The 18102-nt window shown below is 41.9% G+C and carries 18 protein-coding genes; all 18 read right to left on the bottom strand.

From position 1 onward, the window contains the following. Nucleotides 1-37: 37 nt before the first annotated feature. Nucleotides 38-244, bottom strand: a complete 207-nt coding sequence (gene rpmE / locus ACOYVE_RS05625; RefSeq protein ID WP_014856408.1) for a 50S ribosomal protein L31 — start codon at nt 242-244, stop codon at nt 38-40. Nucleotides 245-311: 67 nt separating this feature from the next. Then, nucleotides 312-965 carry a hypothetical protein gene (locus tag ACOYVE_RS05630; protein ID WP_014856407.1) on the bottom strand — a complete coding sequence of 218 codons (654 nt, stop codon included), beginning with the start codon at nt 963-965 and terminating at the stop codon, nt 312-314. A 3-nt stretch (nt 966-968) separates the two neighbouring features. Further along, entirely contained in the window at nt 969-1559 is a 591-nt protein-coding gene (locus tag ACOYVE_RS05635; RefSeq protein ID WP_014856406.1) for a sigma-70 family RNA polymerase sigma factor, read from the bottom strand. Between the two features lie 93 nt (nt 1560-1652). Further along, the gene (gene holA, locus ACOYVE_RS05640) at nt 1653-2663 is read right to left on the bottom strand and encodes a DNA polymerase III subunit delta (protein ID WP_014856405.1); all 1011 of its coding nucleotides are present in this window, start codon (nt 2661-2663) and stop codon (nt 1653-1655) included. A gap of 104 nt (nt 2664-2767) precedes the next feature. Continuing rightward, nucleotides 2768-4237: a sodium-dependent transporter gene (locus ACOYVE_RS05645; protein WP_014856403.1), complete on the bottom strand. Its 1470-nt coding sequence runs from the start codon at nt 4235-4237 to the stop codon at nt 2768-2770. Beyond that, complete coding sequence (locus ACOYVE_RS05650; RefSeq protein ID WP_422881190.1) at nt 4238-4849, bottom strand: peptidylprolyl isomerase; 612 nt, start codon at nt 4847-4849, stop codon at nt 4238-4240. Nucleotide 4850: 1 nt separating this feature from the next. Then, nucleotides 4851-5717, bottom strand: a complete 867-nt coding sequence (uppP, locus tag ACOYVE_RS05655; RefSeq protein ID WP_422881192.1) for an undecaprenyl-diphosphatase UppP — start codon at nt 5715-5717, stop codon at nt 4851-4853. Between the two features lie 8 nt (nt 5718-5725). Continuing rightward, nucleotides 5726-6373, bottom strand: a complete 648-nt coding sequence (locus ACOYVE_RS05660; RefSeq protein WP_422881194.1) for a hypothetical protein — start codon at nt 6371-6373, stop codon at nt 5726-5728. Beyond that, nucleotides 6360-7424 carry a lysylphosphatidylglycerol synthase transmembrane domain-containing protein gene (locus ACOYVE_RS05665; protein ID WP_422881196.1) on the bottom strand — a complete coding sequence of 355 codons (1065 nt, stop codon included), beginning with the start codon at nt 7422-7424 and terminating at the stop codon, nt 6360-6362. The genes ACOYVE_RS05660 and ACOYVE_RS05665 overlap by 14 nt, the downstream gene beginning before the upstream one ends. Beyond that, nucleotides 7411-7986, bottom strand: coding sequence for a LolA family protein (locus tag ACOYVE_RS05670; protein WP_014856398.1), 576 nt, complete (start codon nt 7984-7986; stop codon nt 7411-7413). The genes ACOYVE_RS05665 and ACOYVE_RS05670 overlap by 14 nt, the downstream gene beginning before the upstream one ends. Next, a complete protein-coding gene (locus ACOYVE_RS05675) occupies nt 7986-10454 on the bottom strand; it encodes a DNA translocase FtsK (RefSeq protein WP_014856397.1) in 2469 nt (822 codons plus the stop codon). The genes ACOYVE_RS05670 and ACOYVE_RS05675 overlap by 1 nt, the downstream gene beginning before the upstream one ends. A gap of 25 nt (nt 10455-10479) precedes the next feature. Continuing rightward, a complete protein-coding gene (locus ACOYVE_RS05680; protein WP_014856396.1) occupies nt 10480-11199 on the bottom strand; it encodes a 2-phosphosulfolactate phosphatase in 720 nt (239 codons plus the stop codon). Nucleotide 11200: 1 nt separating this feature from the next. Continuing rightward, nucleotides 11201-12283: a glycine cleavage system aminomethyltransferase GcvT gene (gene gcvT, locus ACOYVE_RS05685; protein WP_014856395.1), complete on the bottom strand. Its 1083-nt coding sequence runs from the start codon at nt 12281-12283 to the stop codon at nt 11201-11203. Nucleotides 12284-12286: 3 nt separating this feature from the next. Next, nucleotides 12287-12934 carry a fructose-6-phosphate aldolase gene (fsa, locus tag ACOYVE_RS05690; RefSeq protein WP_014856394.1) on the bottom strand — a complete coding sequence of 216 codons (648 nt, stop codon included), beginning with the start codon at nt 12932-12934 and terminating at the stop codon, nt 12287-12289. A 42-nt stretch (nt 12935-12976) separates the two neighbouring features. Next, nucleotides 12977-14527, bottom strand: coding sequence for an Rne/Rng family ribonuclease (locus ACOYVE_RS05695; protein ID WP_422881200.1), 1551 nt, complete (start codon nt 14525-14527; stop codon nt 12977-12979). Between the two features lie 21 nt (nt 14528-14548). Continuing rightward, nucleotides 14549-15616 (bottom strand): tRNA dihydrouridine synthase DusB, encoded by a 1068-nt coding sequence (gene dusB, locus ACOYVE_RS05700; protein WP_422881202.1) that lies wholly within the window; start codon nt 15614-15616, stop codon nt 14549-14551. A 55-nt stretch (nt 15617-15671) separates the two neighbouring features. Beyond that, nucleotides 15672-17783, bottom strand: coding sequence for a polyribonucleotide nucleotidyltransferase (gene pnp, locus ACOYVE_RS05705; protein ID WP_014856391.1), 2112 nt, complete (start codon nt 17781-17783; stop codon nt 15672-15674). Nucleotides 17784-17793: 10 nt separating this feature from the next. Beyond that, on the bottom strand, nt 17794-18063 hold the full coding sequence (gene rpsO / locus ACOYVE_RS05710; RefSeq protein WP_014856390.1) for a 30S ribosomal protein S15: 270 nt from the start codon (nt 18061-18063) through the stop codon (nt 17794-17796). Nucleotides 18064-18102 lie beyond the last annotated feature (39 nt).

Here is an 18102-nt window from a genome sequence, read left to right on the forward strand (position 1 = left end):
TGCCGTTTTACAGCCCGTTAAAAACATAGAGAAAAAATTATGCTCCTTTGATGCCGTATTTTTTCTTAAATTTCTCTACGCGACCTGTAGAATCGACAATTTTCTGTTTGCCGGTAAAAAACGGATGGCATTCGGAACAAATTTCAAGCTTTATACTGCTTACAGTTGAGCGTGTAATAAACGAATTACCGCAAACGCAAGTCACTTCACATTTTCTGTAAGTAGGATGTATTCCTTTTTTCATCTCAAAACCAATTAATTTAATTTTAGATAACAAATTTAACTATGATTAACGAAAAAACCAAATTCTCTTACTTTATTTCCTTTTGCAACCGTGAAGAATCTGCGGCTTTTTTTAGAGAATCGATCATTTTTCTGTATTTTCTTATCATTTCCGGGTCAGGATTCTGACGCACGAAAAATCCGTCGAATTCAGGGACGTTTTCGCCCGCTTTTACCACGCTGCCCTGCAGCAAATTCGAGCGTTTATAATTTTTACCAGCTATATAATCGTCTAATTCAACAGACCTGCCGGGCAGAATAGGGTAATTTCTGACATTACCCTGCGGTTCTTCGATTTTATCCGCATAAGTATTTTCTTCGGATTGTATCCTCTTTTCGACCGGGGGTTCCTTTTCTTGAACGCCCGAAGCCGTCTGGTGATTCAGCTCGCTAATAATCACCTGAGGTTCGGACATTAACGGGTCTTCGTAATTCTGCTCGCCGGGCAGGAAAAGCACAAAAAGGACAATTACCGTAGCCACAACGGCTGTAGGAGCAAGGAAACGAATTAAACCGAATTGGACCCTCTCGCTTTCTGTTGCATTCCCGAAATTGCCGTTCCGAATACGCGTCATAAGAACGTATTCGAAATTGTCATCGGTATTGACGCGAGGAAGCCGTTTTAGGTCTTCAATTAGTTTTGAATATTTTTGCTCGTCATCATTGTAACGGTTTACTTCCATAGGCTACTCGTTATATATATTTTTTAATAATTTTTGTAATTGGTTTCTGCCGCGATTAATTCTCGATTTTACAGTTCCTAACGATACATTTGTAATCTCTGCAATTTCCTCGTAACTGAGTCCCTGAATATCTCTGAGAATTACCATTTGTCTGTATACGGGCTTAATTTTCATCAAAGCTTTCTGAATAATGTCGTTTTTAATCTGGCTGTCGGTTATCCGGTCGGGAGGCAGGAACGATTTGTCTTCCACTTGAATTTGTTTATCCTCGTCGGAATTGGTAAGCGAGAGAATCGAGCGGCGACGGCGTCTCTTGAGTTCGTTTTTTGCCAGATTTCCGGCAATAGTATAAATCCACGTTGAAAATTTGGCGAACTCTCTGTATGAATCCTTATTTAAGTAAAATTTTATCATTGTATCCTGTACGATATCGCTGCATACATCCCGGTCGCCAACAAACCGATATACAAAGTTCATTAATGGGTCCTTGTAACGCTTAACGAGAATTTGATACGCTTCCAGATCATTTGTTTCCTGAAACCGTTTAATTAATTCTTCGTCAGTAAGTTCATTTAATTTTCGATTGTCCGACAATTATACCCGTCCATTATTAAGTTTGTTTCAAAAATTTTTTCTGTAAATCACTTAAAAATAGTGAAATAATATTAGTTATTAGGTAAAAATTTTTCAACTGATAATTTTAGCCAGGAGTTGGGTAATTATGTCTTTGGGATCTGTTTGGGTCGTTTTGACGGCCAGGTCGGCTTCGTACAAAGCTCTTGCAGCTTTTCTCAGGCGATTCTCGTTCAAAAGAAATTTTGCCTTTTTGCAATTTATGTAATAATACCAGCTAACTCCCAATTTTGCCGAGGCTTCTCCGTCGTTTAAGTTCATCCTCATTAATTCCAACGCTTGAGTTATAGTCAATATGTATTTGGATATCATATTAATCAGCATAACAATATCCAGGTTCGAGTCGAGAAGATTGTACGCAATTTCGAGAGCTTTGGCTGCATTACCCGCGCCTATGGCGTCCTGCAAATCGAAGATCGAATAGGTTTTGGTGGGATTAATTAATTTTTTAATTTCCTCGAAATCCGCGCCCGGTTTTGACGAAACGTAATCGGCTATTTTATCAATCTGGGAATTCAACAAAGATTTGTTTTCGCCTACAATTTCGATCAAAATGCGTATTTGCTCGTCATTAAAATTTAGATTCATCTTCCTGATTCGGTTTGAAAGCCAGTTGGTCAGATCATCACCGGTTTCTTCCCGAGCTTCGTACAAATACCCCTTTTCGTTCAATAATTTGAACGGCTCTCTGCTGAGTTCTATTTTTTCGGCATAATGAAGAATTACCAATATCGTGAAATCGGGGGGATTTCCGATATAGTCGCTTATTTCTTTTCTGCCGTTAATATTTTCAAAATTTTTGACTACAATTAATTTCTTGCCGCCTCCGAATGGGAAAGCCAGAGCCAGGTCGATTATTCCGTTAATATCGTCTCCTTTTTCAGCGGAGATAATTTCCCTGTCGAATTCGGAATTAATTTGCGGAGCCAACCGCTTTTGCAGGTAATCGACGGCGGCGTCGAGCGAATACTGGTCGTTGCCGCAGATATAATAAACAGGCTGAATAATGCCTTGCTTGATTTCAGAAATAATTTGATTAACCGATTTAACCGACTTTTTTGCCATTGTAACTCTTAGATTTTTCTTTTCCGAATGCTTTCCACAGAAAGAACAAAAAGCCTCCCCACAAAATTAAAATGATTGTTATACCGTAGATAACCGTCAACAAATTAATAATCTCCGGCTTTTTTGTAATTGTTATATAGTCTGTTTAAAATAATAAACAAAATTATTACAATACCCCACTGGAACAAACAGGTTCCAAGATTTTCGCGATGGAAAGGATGCCACCACTGCGGATCCCATGAAGTCGAAGAAAACAACCACCACGAAATCAAAACTATAAATTCCGCGGGTATGACGAACTTAATCAATACATTGAACCATCCGCCGATTCTCAAGTCGCTGTCGGGATTATTGAGCAAATTTTTTCTGAATTTATCGACGCCATACTTATTAACAGCCAGAGCAATAAAAGCGCCGCTTATCAAAAGAGCGATGCCCCAGACCCAATCCTGGTTTATAAAAAAATCGATACTTAAGGCCGAAGGGATACCGAACAGGAATCCTGCCAAGCCTACGATGAGTATCGATTTTTTACGTTCGATTCCCAGGTCATTCAAACTTCTGGCAGCCAGCTCTACCATAGAGATTAAAGACGTCAACGCAGCAAACGAAAGCGCCATAAAAAAGAGAGTCGCAAAAATCCTGTTGAGCCAAATATAATCGGACATTTTACCGAACAATGAAGGCAGATAAATGAAAGTCAATCCGGTATTGGCGGGACCGGTTTCGGAAATTATTGCAAGCGGAGAATCTCCGCCGAGGGCAAAAACCGTCGAAAAGATAATCATCCCCGCCAACAATGAAATCGAATTGTTACCGAACCCAATCAGCGCGCCGTTGAGAGTAACGTCTTCCCTTTTTTTCATGTAAATTGCATAAGTCATTATCAAGCCCCAGCCGGCGCCCGTATCCCACGCATTTTGTGTAAGCGCATTCAACCAGACCCGGTAATCGAGCAAATATTCTTTTTCGGGTGTGAAAAAGAATTTCAGACCTTCTATTGCGCCGGGCAGAGTAACGGCTCTTACTAAGAGAATGAAAAGGATTGCCACCAACGAGGTCACCAGCGTCCTGCTTACTTTCTCGATTCCTGCAGTTATCCCCCTATAAATTACCGCGGAACTTAGCGCTATTGCCATGAAATGAAACAGCAAAGGCAGATATCCGGAACTAAAATTATTCCAGTAAGTAAGATGATCCGCGGCGTCAAAAAGATTTCCAGTCAAAGACGAATAAAAATAATAGAATGCCCAGCCCGAAACGACCGAATAATAAAACATAATGGCAGTAGATACGAACGCAACGAAAGCGCCCATCCATCCGTACTTATTACCTGCGAAAAATCGAAATGCGAAGAACGGCGATTTTCTGGCAGTCTTGCCGAAAGCGAATTCGGAAATAATGAGCGGCAACGACCATAAAAATAAAAAAGTCAACCACGGAATCAAAAAAGAACCGCCTCCGTTTGTGGCTACTATTCGAGGAAAACGCCAGATATTACCAGTGCCCACTGCTATACCGAGCGTAGAAATTATTAAAGCCCACCTCGAAGAGAAAAACTCTTTTTGATTCATCTAATATTTTCTTTTTTCCACGGTAATTTTTTTAATCGATACAGGTATTACGGGTCTGTCGTTTTCATCCGTCGGCGCCTGGCTGATTTTATCTACCACATCCTGGCCTTGTCGGACCTTTCCGAACACAGTATGTTTCAAGTCGAGCCACGGAGTAGGCGCAACGGTTATAAAAAATTGGCTTTTGTTCGTATTCGGGCCCGAGTTTGCCATCGAAACAGTTCCGGGAGAATCGTGTCTCAAATCGGCGGAGAATTCATCTTCGAATGCGCCGCCGTATATGCTTCTGCCTCCCATCCCAGTCCCGGTCGAATCGCCCGTTTGAATCATGAATCCTTCAATTACGCGATGAAAAATCACTCCGTTGTAATAACCTTCTTCGGATAGTTTTATAAAATTACGAACGGTTTTGGGAGCGGCATGTGGAAACAGTTCCACTTCGACTGTCCCGAAATCGGTATCGAGTATCGCATACAATTTTTCGTTGTTATTAAGGGTCATAAGAGAATCCGCTCTGTCGGGTTTGTAAATATTCGTTTTTTCATTAGAGCCGCACGCGGCTAACGCAAACATTCCGAGCAATATCGGAATTACGAAGTATTTCATTTTCATATCAACCGCCGATTAGTTGCAAATGCAATAATAAAAATATTATTAGTCCGGCACATATACGATAAACGACAAACAAAAGCGTAGTATTTTTTTTAAGGTAACGAAGGAGAAATTCGATTGAGAGATAACCTACAATTGCCGAAGTAATCGTAGCTACGCTCATGCTAATTATTTGGCGCGCGTCGATGTATTCGAGCGCGGAATATAACTCATAAAGACCGCTAGCAAGAACCGCCGGTATACTCATCAAAAAAGAAAACCGCGCGGCTGTTTCCCTCTTCAATCCCAGAAAAAGACCCGCTGTAATTGTGGTGCCCGAACGCGAAGAACCGGGTATCAATGCAACTGTTTGAGCCAGACCGATGATTAGCGCGTCGTACCATTTTATATCTTTCATATTTCTTTTATACTTACCGGTTTTATCGGCTATAAAAAGTATAAGCGCAAGCAAAATCAGACTGGAAGCTATGACATAAAGATTCTTCGTAAAAACGCCTTCTATGAAATCCTTGAACAACAAACCGACAACTGCAACCGGAAGCGTGGACAGAATCAGATACCACCCCATCAGTGAATTTTGGGACTGGGACTTAATACTAATTTTAGATCTATTTTTTAACGGATAAACGACATTTTCTTTCGTAAAATCGACGGCTATCCGCTTTATATCATTGAAGAAATAGACCAGCACAGCCATCAAAGTGCCGAGTTGAATCACGGCTATGAACGCAGTCCAGCGTTCGGGATTGTCCATTGAAATCAAGTTCATCAATTTGCCCGCCACGGTTAAATGTCCCGTACTGCTAACCGGCAAATATTCCGTTAAGCCCTGGATTACTCCAAGGACAATCGATTCAATAACGCTCATAATAACCTTTAGAATGTGTAAACAATACCCAACTTAATGCCCGCGGAAACAGAATTCAGGTCCACGGCTTCGCCTGTTGCATAGTTGATAATTTTCTTGTCGAGTTCTTCGTTGTACAGTTCATCAAAAGAATCGTATCTCAAATCGAAACCGACCGACACAAAAAGTTTCCCGTCTATTTTGGAAATACCCTCGGCCTTAAGAACGATACCGAATCCGCTTGAGCGGTAACTTGTTGCCGTAATAATTTTTTCCGTAAATTCGACTATTCTTAATCCCGCGCCCAAGCCAAATTTGAATTTATAACCTTCTCCTTCAATCTTATAAAAGCCCAACAACGAGGGACGGTGAATAAAATAAGATAATTCATTTGCCCCGCCCTGTAACGAAATGTTATAGGAATCGATCAACAAACTGTACTCGATTCCCGGTTGAAAATCTTTTAAGCCGGCATAATCCAACTCGATCGAGAAATTACCCGCCGACGAAAATGTCGATAATTTTTTGCCGTAAGGACCATATACTGCATTTACATAGTCTCTGTACTTCGGCGCCGATTTGAAATCGACTCCCATAGCAACGCTTAAATCCCACTGGGAATAAACAGTCGACGCAGCGACCATAAAAAGGATTATAAATAAATTAAATTTTTTCATTGTTTGTACTTTTGAATACAGAAATAAAATTTTCCTTTGGCTCCCCTTTATGCTCTCTTATCTTATTAATCATCAATATCAATAAAGCGGTTCCGCCGACAAACACCACATATTGAATAAAATGCGTAAGTATGGCGTATGCGGCGCTTAACTCGTAATTAAAATTGTACAACTGTGTCAATACGAAGATGGAAATCATATGATAAGAGCCGGTGCCGCCGGGAGTGGGCACCAAAGTGCCGAATGCGCTGATTGCCATAAACACCCACGCCATCTTAAAATCAATTGCTCCGTAGGATTCCATACCCAACATATAAAAACCGATTAATGTGTTGAGCGCATATAGATAAAACATTACTACCGTCAACCCGATTATTGCGGCAACGTTCTTTTTGCCCTTGATTGTGGCAAAACCTTCAACAAAAGTTTCGAACCCTACCTTTATTTTATTAGTAAAATCCGGACTAATTTTTGCAAGGAATCCGAAGAGTCTATCGGATAAATGGGATTGATATTTCACGAGAGCGTAGAGAAGCAACACGGCGATAATAATAAAAACCAATCCGATACTGAGCGCGGGTTTTAACCAAGGTATTTTTGTGTATAAATCTCCGGAATAAAAATAGACGCTCAAAATAGTGGCAATTCCGAATGCGGCAATATCAATAACTCTCTCCACCACAATCGAGCCGATCATTGTACTCCGCGATATTTTTTCCCACTTACCAAGGAAGAGTCCTCTGTAGAGTTCGCCTACTCGGGGCAATACGCAATTAACCCCGTAGCCTACCATTACCGCGCCGAAAACATTCAAAGAAGATGCGTCCCTCTTAACCGGCTCAATCATTATTTTCCATCGCCATGCGCGTACGTAATGAGACAGTAAAAAGATCAGGATATAAATTGCAAGCCATGAATACGAAGTAGCCGCAATTAAACCGAAGGCTTTACGAAGGTCGATGCCCCTGAATGCCAAATAAAGAAAGGCTACCGTTAAGACGGCGGAGATAACATAACCGCTGAATTTTCTATTTTTTTTATCGAAGATCAATAATCCGTATCCCTTTTGGAGGAACAAATGTAAAGATTTCTTCTTTTAATTTTACGTCGGTCTTTATATTATTTAACTCGATAATATGTTTCTCACCGTTGAAATCGGTTATTTCAATTTTTCTGAATAGGTCGTCTGAAGTTTCAATTATAATTTTTTTAAAATCCTCCTCGCTTTTCGGTTGCAACTCCAGATAAATTTTTCCCTTCTTGTCTTTGTAATTTCTCACATTGCATTTTTGAGGTAAGTCGAACAAGTATCTTTCAATCGAAAACGAAGAAGGTTCGTCGCCAATGTCGCTGATCATCACTCTTTTGCCGTTAATATCGTAATTCCAAACGCTTTTTGAATCGGATACGATTTTCCTTGCCTCGGATTCGATAACAAATTTATTGCGCCTTTTGTAAACAAATTTTCCGTTAATATTAGCAGCCGGCGAAGTAAATTTAAAGTCGGCTGTGAAGTTGTCGATCGAATTAAACCGATCCTGCAATTTTTTCAAGACGTCGTCGGTTTGAACGGATTGAGCAACAAGGATAATCAGTATGACAAAACGCAGCATCAGAGCGACCTCAGAATAGTTTCGAGTTGTTCTTCGTTTTCGACAATCACTTCCCTGGCTTTACTCCCCTCGGAGGGTCCTACAATTCCCACCTGTTCCAACTGGTCGATTATTCTGGCGGCCCGCGAATAACCGAGTTTCAATCGTCTTTGTAATAAAGAAACCGAGCCTTGCTGATGACGCACCACAACGCGCGCGGCTTCTTCGAACATCGGATCGAGGTCTGAAAGCATATCGTACATTTCCGACTTTTGTTTTTCCTGCAGCGACGGCAGGAAATATCTCTTCGAATAACCTTCCTGGATATAGATATGATTTACTACTTTTTCAACCTCTTCGGTAGATATAAACGCATTTTGAATTCTAATGGGTTTCGGCATTCCCGTCGGCAAAAAGAGCATATCTCCCCTTCCTAATAACTGTTCTGCGCCGTTCATATCCAAAATAGTGCGCGAATCGATTTTGGAAGCTACCTGATATGCGATACGCGAACTGAAATTGGCTTTAATAACGCCGGTAATCACATTAACCGAAGGTCTTTGCGTGGCGAGTATAAGATGAATGCCGACCGCCCTAGCCAGCTGCGCCAGACGAGCTATCGGCTCTTCAACTTCTTTGCCCGAGGTTATCATAAGATCCGCCAATTCGTCGATTATAACGATTATGTACGGCAACTTATGATGTTTCATTTCATCCGTATCTTTGGGCTTAGTTCTGGGATTCAAAACTTTTTTATTGTAATCCATTATGTTTCTCACGCCGGCTTTGGCAAGTTTGTCGTATCTTTTTTCCATTTCGAATTCAACGGCTTTCAAAGCGAGCAATGCATTGGAGGGATTGGTAATAATTTCCTCATTGAGATCCGGCGATACGGCAAGAAAATGCTTTGATAATTTTTTGTAGAACGAGAGTTCGATTTTTTTCGGGTCGATTATTACAAATTTAATGTCCGAAGGATGTTTCGAATAGAGGAGACTGTTGATTATCATATTTATGCCGACGCTCTTACCCGAGCCAGTAGAGCCTGCAATGAGCAGATGGGGCATTGTCGCCAGGTCTGAGATATAGACGTCGCCTGAAATTGTTTTACCCAACGCTAACGGCAATTCCGCTTTGGCGCCTTTCAGTTTGCTGAGAACTGAATAAGCTCGTACTATCGAGGCTTCAGCATTCGGTATCTCTACGCCGATGGCGCTTTTTCCGGGGATAGGCGCAATAATACGAATCCCCCTTGCAGCCAGCGCCAGAGCTATGTCGTGTTCGAGACTGACTATTCTGCTAATCTTAACGCCCGGAGCCGGAACTATTTCATAAAGAGTGACTACGGGACCCGGCGTTACCGTAATATCCTCAATTTGAATATCAAAAAGGGCAAGTTTATCTTTCAGCAGCTGGGCGTTCCTTTTTAACTCGCTTTCGTGAACTTTAATTTCTTCTTCTTCGGGAGCCTGCAGTAAATCGAGCGTAGGCGGTTTATAATTAATTTTTTCTTCCCATTGATCGGGCAAATCGGCTTCTTTAGTGAAATCGACCCGTTCTTCGATTTCCTCTTCTTTATTTTCTTTCGATTTTTTCTTTTCAACCTGGTCGTATATTTCTTCGACAGTTTTGACTGCGGGCGTTTCTTCTTTTTTCAAAATTTTAATGCGAGTCTCTGGCGCTCTCTCTTCGGTTTCCAATTCCTGCTCTTCAACCGCTTTATCTTTTTTGCGCAACAACGTTTTTAAAGGACTTTCTTTTTCTTTCTTTTTACTACCTATTTCTTCCGCCCCGGTTTCTTTTTTTATTTTAACTTCCACTTCGTCTTTCTTTCCGGACGACGAATTTTCGAAATACTGTATCAGTTTATAGTACAATACGCTAAGCTTAATGTCGAATGAAATAATAAGCGTGGCTACCAACAGCGCAAACAAGAATATGATACTCCCGAGCCCGCCCAATAACCTGCTCAAAACCGTTCCGAAGAATTTTCCGATGTTGCCCGATAATTCGTAAACGTCCGGGAACAACCCGATTTCGGGCGCGGTCTGCAATACCCCGAAAAAAGCCGCTAGAATTAATCCCGTAGCAATTAGAAAGTTCGTAATGTAGATAGAGAGCTTAAAATCGGCGGCTTTCAGTACTGTATAGCCCCATAAGAAAATGACGACAGGAAAAACCAGAGAGAAATAGCCGATTGTGGAATGGATGAAGAAATAAGCCAGATAAGCGCCAATAATTCCCAACCAATTATGCGCATTTGAAATATTCTTGCTCAACTCGGCACTGGGACTAAACAATTCGAGCAGGTCTTTGATCGTGTAAGAAAAAGCGGCTTCGTCCGCGCGAGAGTACGATAAAATGCTCAAGAACAAAAAAAGCGAAAATACGATTAGGAATAAACCCAGAAGTTTTTTCTTTTTTCTGGGAGTAATAATAAAATACTCTCTCTCGGAGTTACTGTTTTTCTTTGATTTCTTTTTACTCATCTTTCAATTTACTTATCAAAGTTTTTCAAAGTCTCTTCATCGTTCCCGATACATAATACGGAATGACATCCGTGGTTCCGATTTTTGCGCATTCCAGAATATCGTCTTCGAAACCGTTCTCTATCAACATCTTGCCGTGTTCCGTTGCGCTGAGAAAGTTGAAAAGATTTTTAGTATTGTTAGTGCTAAGAATCACGCTTGCATTAGCGGAATCCGAGAGTTGCACATTATCCGTCAATTTTCTTATTTCACTTATTAAAATACCGGCGCAGACTGCGTCTTCCAGATTGAACATACCGTTTGTGCCTGCGCACACAATTTCGAAATCCTCATTGAGCAGAGTCATATGATTTGCAATTGCAGGCAGATTATTGAAGGAGCAGGCAAACAGGTTTTTGCTGAATTTAGCCTTGACAATACTTTTGCTTCCGTTCGTAGTGTAAAAAATGATCGACTTGCCAGCCACAACTTCGGGGCGGTATTCAAGCGGGGAATTTCCGAGGTTAAAGCCTTCCACCATTTTAGTATTTCTTTCGCCGCAAAGGAGAGTTTGACTTCGAAAAGCGTCGCCCGAAATTTTCATCGCAAAGTCGAGTGTGCTCACGGGAATAACTTCCCGCGCCCCGTTTGCCAACGCGGTAGTAATTACCGTCGTAGCCCGCAGCACATCGATTACCACTACAGTTTTTCCGGTAAAATAGAGTTCGTCCAAAAATATGTTCGAGAAGAGTACGTTGATTTTCATTTCAGTTCTTTATAAATGGCAGTTTAGTTACCGTAGCCGGTATTTCCTTACCTCTGATCAAAAAATTGACCTGCGTTCCTTCGGAGGCATAGTTTATGTCGATATATCCGAGCGCAATAGCTTTTTCAATAATCGGACTCACTGTGCCGCTTGTTATTTTACCGATGATATTTCCGTCGGCTGTAACTTCGTGACCGTGACGCGGGAAAGCTTTTTCATGAGATACCATCGGAGCCAATTTCCTTTTCAAACCATCTTCTTTTATTCGAAGAAGCGCTTCTTTTCCGATAAAATTGTTCTTCTTTAATTTGACCACCCAGCCGAGGCTTGCTTCCAGCGGATTTGTGGATTTGTCGATATCGTTGCCATAAAGACAATACCCCATTTCGAGACGGAGAGTGTCTCTAGCGCCGAGTCCAACCGGTTTAATATCGAATTCTTTTCCGGCTTCGAAAATCGAGTTCCATATTTTGATAGCCGTGTCTTCGTCGCCCTTGAAATAGATTTCATACCCCAATTCGCCCGTATAGCCGGTCCTCGAAATCAAGGCGTCGTTTCCGGCAATTTTGGCGTAGAAAAAGTGATAATATTCGAGGTTTAGTTCGCGGTCGCAAATTTTTTGAAGAACCGCTTTTGAATTTGGTCCCTGAACCGCCAGAAGAGAGTATTCGTCGCTCTCGTCCTTAATTTCGACATCGAATTTATTGTTCTTCAAAAGCCAATCGTAATCTTTATCTTTATTTGCCGCATTCACTACAAAGATAAATTCGTTTTGATTAATACGGTAAACAAGCAGGTCGTCCACAATACCGCCGTCTTCGTAACACAACAGCGAATATTGAACGCGTCCGTCGGTAAGAACAGAAGCGTCGTTTGTAGTAACATACTGAACGAAATCAAGAGCCTTCTCGCCCTTAATTATAATCTCCCCCATGTGCGATACGTCAAAAACACCAACGCTGCTCCTAACGGCTTTATGCTCTTCAATAATAGAAGTATATTGAATTGGCATTTTAAAGCCCGCAAAGTCGACGATTTTAGCGTTCAGCTTTTGATGAACGGAATAGAATTTTGTGGTTTTCATAAGTTATTTATTCTCGAGTTTTTTCCAGTCGCTTAAAAATTTTTCCAGACCGATATCGGTGAGAGGATGTTTGAATAATTTTTCGATTACGTCGAAAGGAATAGTAGCCACGTCGGCTCCCATCATAGCGGCTTCCACCACGTGGAGAGGATGGCGTATGCTCGCCACGAGCACCTGAGTTTCGAAATCGTAATTTCTGTAGATCTGCACTATCTGTTCGATCAAATCCATACCTACGTGACTAATGTCGTCGAGTCTTCCGACAAAAGGGCTAATATAAGTAGCGCCGGCTTTTGCCGCCAGGAGAGCCTGAGTAGGCGAAAAGCAGAGCGTAACGTTTGTTTTTATGCCTTCGGAAGAAAGAGTTTTGACGGCTTTGATTCCTTCTTTGATAAGCGGAATTTTAACCACAATATTTTTATGAATTTTTGCGAGTTCGCGGGCTTCCTTAAGTATTCCTTCATAATCGGTAGAAACCACCTCGGCGCTGATGGGACCGTCTACAATCTGAACGATTTCATTGAGCAATTCGATGAAGTCTCTTCCTTCTTTTGCCACCAACGACGGATTAGTAGTAACGCCGTCTAGCAAGCCGTAGGAAGCGGCTTCTTTTATTTGGTCGATATTGGCAGAATCGATAAAGAACTTCATTGCCACCTCTTCTATTTAATGAATAATTTTATTGACGTAAAATTAAGCAAATTCTTCGGTTAAATCCTCACCGGTTTTTTTGGAATAAATTTTGAACATCTGAGGATTCATCTTTTCGTCTTCTTTAATCTTAAGTCTGATAAAATATTTCAACTGAATTTTGGTCAAAGGTGAAATGAAGCCTTCCCGCATTTTCTCCGCCGTAATCGGATGTACCTGCAGAATCAAGGATTTGTTTTTCCCGTCGAGACGATATCGCTGCAGCCATTTTTCGATTTCGTGAATTACGCTCGATGTTTTTGTCAATAAACCGGTGCCGTTACAATACGGACACGGTTCGGTCATCGACTGGACAATATTTTCGCGCACGCGCTGGCGCGTAATTTGCATCAAACCGAATTCGGTCATCGGCAACAGAGCCGTTTTGGCTCGGTCTTTACGAAATTCCTTCTTAAGCTCGTCGTAAATTTTCTTTCTGTTTTTTTCGTCTTCAAGGTCGATAAAATCGACGACAATAAGTCCGCCGATATCGCGCAATCTGAGCTGGCGCACAATTTCTCTGGCGGCTTCGAGGTCTGTTTTAAGGGAATTCAGTTCCTGTTCTTTTTTGGCTGCGTATCTGCCGCTGTTAACGTCGATAACAGTCATCGCTTCGGTATGTTCGATAACAATATGCCCGCCGCTCGGCAGAGGGATTCGCCTGCCCATCAGTATTTTAATTTGTTCGTCGATTTTAAATGTGGAGAATATCGGTTCTTCGCCTTTATAAAGCTCTATCCTGTCAAGCAACGAAGGCTGCACAAACTGGACATAATTCCTAATTTCTTTCCAGAGCTTTTTGGAATCGACAAATACTTTTGACACATCCGCAGTAAAAAGATCGCGGATAACGCTGATGGTAGTGCTTAAATCTTTATATAGAAGCGCGGGCGGGCTTTGCTTCTTGGCTTCTTCTTCGATATCCTTCCATATTTTGACCAGATATTTCAAGTCTGCCGAAAGAGCTTCCTCGTCCTGGTCTTTTGCCGCAGTTCTTATTATAAGTCCGCAGTTGTCGGGAAGAATACCTCGGGCAATTCGTCTGAGACGTTTTCTTTCCCTAATATCCGTAATTTTTTTGGAAACTCCGATTTTATCGTCCATCGGAAGCAGAACGCAAAATCTGCCCGGGATGGAAATAGACGACGTAACTCTCACGCCTTTGTCTTTTACCGGTTCTTTCAAAATCTGGACTAAAATTTCTTGTCCCTTATGAAGGCGCACAAAAGTCTTTTCTTTCTTTTCGGGTTTCGGCTTTTCTTCGCCGTTATCATTTTCGTCGGTATCCAGGTCGTCGTCGTCAAAAATTCCCTGCAACGCTTCGGTTCTATCTCCGATATCGGAAAAATGAAGGAAAGCGTCGTGCTTTAATCCGATATCAATAAATGCAGCGCGAATTCCGGGTAAAACTCTGGCAACCTTACCGAGATAGATATTGCCGACCATTCTCTGTTTTTCGGGATGATCTACAAAAAAATCGACAAGGTTTCCGTCTTCTGTAATCGCCACTCTGTTTTGAGTGGTCGAAGTGCTGATAATAATTTCTTTTTTCATCTATAAAAACTCTTTTTGTTATTACATTAAAGCTTCGAATTCATCTGTTTCGAGCCAATATAAAACTTTTTTTCTGAATCGAAAATCGATTTCAGTGTTAGTAAAATTTTCAATGTTCGCTTTTTTTATTAGCAATGCATGCTCGTCCACAATCTCGTATAAGTCCGAGTAAGCAAGTATGCCAAATACATTTTTGAGTAATGATTCCAATTCCGGAAAAAATCTAAAATACCAAAGTAACTGCTTCTTTCCTTTGTCCAATGCATTAACAGGACCGTATTCATATTCAAGCAACTTCAAATGTTTTTTCAATACTTCTGCAGTCGTGTCCACATCCGGATGTCCGGGGTCGAAGCCTTCTGCAGAGAGTTTGTTAAATCTTTCGAAAATAAACGGATTGCCGAGCGCTCCCCGGGCAATCATTGCCGAATAACAGCCCGTCGTTTCGATCATCTTCTTTACGTCTTGCGGAGTAAACAAAGACCCGTTGCCAATTACTTTCAATTTTGTGAATTCCATAATTTTCCGGATCCATTCCCAATTAGCCTCCGAATCGTATCTTTGTTTTTTCGTTCTGGCATGAACGGTAATAAACGAAGCGCCGTTGTTTTCGACTGCCCTGACAATATCGAGTATTTCAATATTCCTGTCGTCATAACCGAGCCGGATTTTAACCGAGATCGGTATGCCGTTCGAATTTTTAGCCATCGAATCGACAATTTTACCGATTCTTTTGGGATCGTTCAGAAGCGCAGCGCCCATATTGCAGGAGGTGACTTTGTCCACAGGGCAGCCGCAGTTCAGATCGATTAGATCGGGTTTGTAACGTGATATTTCGTTAACCGCTTCGCCGATTATCGAAGGGTCGTTGCCCAAAATCTGGACGCCAATTGGTTTTTCCGCCCTGTCGAAAACAAGATATCTCAAAGTATTGAAGTCGCCTTCAACGACGCCCAGAGCGCTGACCATTTGAGTAAATACCAATCCTGCGCCGCGCTCTCTGGCAATTCTTCTGAACGGCGAGTCGGTAATCTCTGCCATTGGGGCCAAAAACAGTCGATTTTCCAGATCGAGATTACCGATTCCCATTTAATCACTCTTCCTTATTTAAAAAAACAACGCCGGTTTTTTAACCGGCGTAAAATTATTCTTCGGTTGCTTCCGATGTTTCAGAAGTTTCTTCTTCTTTTAACAGTACTTTTCTGGAAAGCGAATATTTGTTTCCTTCGATACTCAGGAGTTTTACCCGCACGATATCGCCTTCCTTTAATACGTCGCTTACTTTATTGATTCTCTTGTTGTCAATTTGAGAAATGTGCAATAATCCCTGAATGCCGGGCAATATTTCGACGAACGCTCCGAAGTCAACAAGACGAACCACTTTGCCGTCGTAATTTTTGCCGACTTCAGGGTCAGCAGTCATCCATTTAATATATTCGCGCGCTTCTTTTGCCAATTTAGAATCGTTGCCCGATATATTAACCGTTCCGTCTTCGTCAATGGCTATTTCCACATTATAATCTTTCTGTATTTTCTGAATTACTTTTCCTCCCGGTCCTATAACCGTACCGATTTTATCTGTCGGAATTTTGGTGGTCAGGAGCGTAGGCGCATATTGCGAAATAGTGGGACGGGGTTCGGAAATAACTTCGTTCATTTTTTCTAGAATATGCATTCTGCCTTCCTTTGCCTGGGCGAGGGCTTTTTCCATAATTTCATACGATATGCCCTGAATTTTTATGTCCATCTGGAAAGCCGTTATGCCGTCTTTGGTACCGGCGACTTTGAAGTCCATATCTCCCAGGTGGTCTTCGTTGCCCAGAATATCGGAAAGGATTGCATAATTGTCGCCTTCCTTGATCAATCCCATTGCAATTCCCGCCACAGCCTTCTTAATCGGAACGCCGCCGTCCATTAATGCCAGCGAACCCGCGCACACAGTAGCCATCGAAGACGAGCCGTTGGATTCCAATATATCGGAATTAAGTCTGATCATATACGGGAACTGCTCTTCGGGGGGCACCATGTTTTTCAGAGCTCTTTCGGCCAGATTACCGTGACCGACTTCGCGTCTGCCCACTCCGGAATATCTGCCTACTTCGCCAACGCTAAACGGAGGAAAGTTATAGTGAAGGATAAAGCGTTTTCTGAATTCAGTCATCAATCCGTCGATGATTTGCTCGTCCTGTTTTGTGCCGAGCGTCAAGGTGGTTAAACTCTGAGTTTCGCCGCGCGTAAAAAGAGCCGATCCGTGAGGACGCGGCAGAAGTCCGACCTCGATGGAAATGGGACGGATGTCGGTAGTTTTTCTGCCGTCGAGGCGTAAACCTTCGCTCAGAATTCTCTGGCGCATCAATTCCTTTTCCATATCGTGCAGGATTGTTTTAATAACTTTTTCCTGCTCGGGGAATTTTTCGGCAAGCTGTTCGACGACTTCTTCTTCGAGCTCTTTATTCTTTTGCGAACGTTCCTCTTTGGTTAGAACCGAGGCAACGATTGTTTTCATTTTATCGTATGCCAGTCGATTTACCTCGTCAACCAGAGCCTGATCCAATTCAACCGGAGGCACTTCCATTTTGGGTTTTCCGCAAAGTTCGCGGAGTTCTTTTTGAGCGGCTACTATTTTCTTAATTTCATCGTGAGCGAATTTCAATGCATTGAGCATATCTTCTTCGCTAACTTCCTTAGCTTCGCCTTCAACCATCATAATCGACGATTCTGTTCCTGCGACAACCAGTTCGATATCGCTTTCTTCAATTTCCTGCAGAGAAGGATTTATTACGAACTGACCGTTGAGTCTTCCTACTCTGACTTCGCCAATCGGTTCGAGGAACGGAATATCCGAAATTACCAGCGCGGCAGAAGCGCCGCAGGCAGCAATTACATCGGGGTCGTTTTCATTGTCGAATGAATAAACGAATGCGGCTAATTGCGTGTCGTTATAATAATTATCGGGGAAAAGAGGTCTTATCGGTCGATCGATCAATCGAGCGCTGAGAACTTCTTTGTCGCTGGGACGACCTTCGCGTTTAATAAAGCCTCCCGGAATTTTACCTGCAGCGAACGATTTTTCACGATACTCGACGCTCAATGGAAAAAAATCAATGTCGTCGCGTACTTCTCCGGCTACCGCCGTTACGAGCACCATCGTGTCTCCATAACTCACCATTACCGCGCCGTTCGACTGCTTGGCTAGCTTTCCCGTTTCGAATTTTAGTTTATGTCTGCCTATTTGAACTTCTTTTGTAAAAACCATTTTTGTTTTCCTACTTTCTAATGTTTAACTCTTTAATTATTGCGCGATATCTTTCAATATCTTTCTTCATCAAGTAATCGAGCAATCTTCTTCTTTTACCTACTATCTGCATTAGACCTCTGCGCGAGGCATGGTCTTTTTTATGCTGGTCGAAGTGCGCCGTAAGATTATTGATTCTTTCTGTTAAGATAGCAATTTGAACTTCCGCTCTTCCGCTGTCTTTTTCGTTCGCGCCGAATTTCTTAATTAACTCCTGTTTTCTTTCGTTTGAAATTGACATCTTGCTACTCCTTTTATTTGTTTTACAATGTAATCCCAG

This window comes from Melioribacter sp. (assembly GCF_049325435.1).
Classification (GTDB): Bacteria; Bacteroidota; Ignavibacteria; order Ignavibacteriales; family Melioribacteraceae; genus Melioribacter; species Melioribacter roseus.